The organism is Sphingomonas sp. T1 (assembly GCF_902506585.1).
Classification (GTDB): Bacteria; Pseudomonadota; Alphaproteobacteria; order Sphingomonadales; family Sphingomonadaceae; genus Sphingomonas; species Sphingomonas aerolata.
This window is the reverse complement of the sequence record NZ_LR733900.1, coordinates 1-1,637: the sequence shown is the minus strand read 5'-3', so window position 1 is coordinate 1,637 and position 1,637 is coordinate 1. Positions and strand designations below refer to the sequence as shown.

The window sequence follows — 1,637 nt, the reverse complement described above, 5'->3', positions numbered from 1 at the left end:
GGGACCGCACGGGCATGCGTGCCGGTCGCAATCGCGTCCGGCTGGCGCGGATGTCGGCCGTTCGCGGGAGGTCCCTGCCGGGTTCGCCAGACGCCCGGGGGATTACCGTAATGCCGTTCCTATTGTCTCGCCTCGCTTGCGTGGCGGTTCAGTCCACGGCTCGCTTGACGTCCGTCTTTGACGCCGTGAGCGGGCGCGCAATTGGCAAGACTGCCCGGCGCTGGCTTTACCTTGTTCATCGCTGGGTCGGCATTGCCAGCTGCCTGTTCTTCGCGATGTGGTTCCTGTCCGGGTTGGTGATGCTCTACGTGCCCTATCCCTCCCTCTCTTCAGCTGAGAAGCTGACCGGGAGCGAGGCTATCGACTGGGCAGCGGTGGACGTACCGCCACCGCTTGAGGGTGGATATCTACCGCAGGAGCTTATGCTCGAAATGCGCGACGGCACGCCTGTCTGGCGCGTCGCACAGTGGGATGGATCGCATGTGACGGTCGCAGCCCATCGGGGGGCAGTTCTGCCGCTGGTTGACGCGCTGTATGCCGCTCGGGTCGCCGGTCGCTTTGCACATGCAACTGTAGAGCGCGTTGATCATCTGGCACGCGATCAGTGGACGGTTGCGGGTGGCTTTGACCGGCATCGACCGGTCTGGAAGGTCGCGCTCGCCGACGCGTCCGGCACGGAGGCCTATGTCTCCTCGAGTACGGGCGCCGTCGTGCAGGTAACAACCCGCCGCGAGAGGTTCTGGAACTGGCTTGGTTCGGTGCCGCACTGGCTTTATCCGACGGTGCTGCGACAGGATCAATCGGCCTGGCGTCAGGTCGTGCTGTGGGTGTCAGGCCCCTGTATCGCTGCCGCGGTAGCGGGCATGTGGATCGGCATCTTGCGGACGCGCATCGGCGCACGCCGCTTCAGGGGCGGACGGATGACGCCCTATAACTGCTGGATGCTCTGGCATCATATCGCAGGGATGGTTGGTGGTGTCTTCCTGATCGCCTGGATCTTCAGCGGGTGGCTGTCGGTCGACCCCGGCCATCTGTTTGGTGGGACAAAACCGGTCAAGGCCGCGATGCGCGGCTATCAGGCATCCGATCAGATGCCGGTCGTATCGCTCGACCGACTACGCGCCGTAGGTTCCGGTGCAGTGATCGCGCAACTTATTGATAATGCCGGAACGCCACTTGTGTTGCTCGCCTATCGTGACGGCCGGCGATCCGCTGTGGATGCGGTCATGCTCACCCCGTCGCGCCCGACCACGCACGCCCTGATGACTGGAGTCCGTCGTCTGGCAGGCTCCACGCGGTTGATCGCGATCGATCGCCTGACGACGCCTGATGCGTATTGGTATGCGGTCGCAACCCTGCCACAGCTGCCGGTGCTCCGGCTGCGTTTCGCTGATCCGCCACAGACGTGGTTTTATATCGATCCCGCCACCGGAGAGATACTCAAGACCGTCGATAAGCGGCAACGGGCATACCGTTGGGCATTCGACCTCCTCCATAAATGGGATCTCGGCGTGCTCACCATGTACCGGCCGGCCCGGGATATGCTGATCTGGCTGTTCTCGATCGCAGGCGGGGTGACGTCGATAAGCGGCATCTGGCTGGGATGGAAACGGCTCAGACGATGACGGATGGACCCA

Annotated in this window: 1 protein-coding gene; it reads left to right on the top strand. The window is 63.5% G+C overall.

Translation table 11 applies throughout. The features are described 5' to 3' along the window. Nucleotides 1-1,625 (top strand): hypothetical protein (locus GV027_RS20020; protein ID WP_328799530.1); only part of this gene is annotated, 1,625 nt, incomplete at its 5' end. Nucleotides 1,626-1,637: the final 12 nt, after the last annotated feature.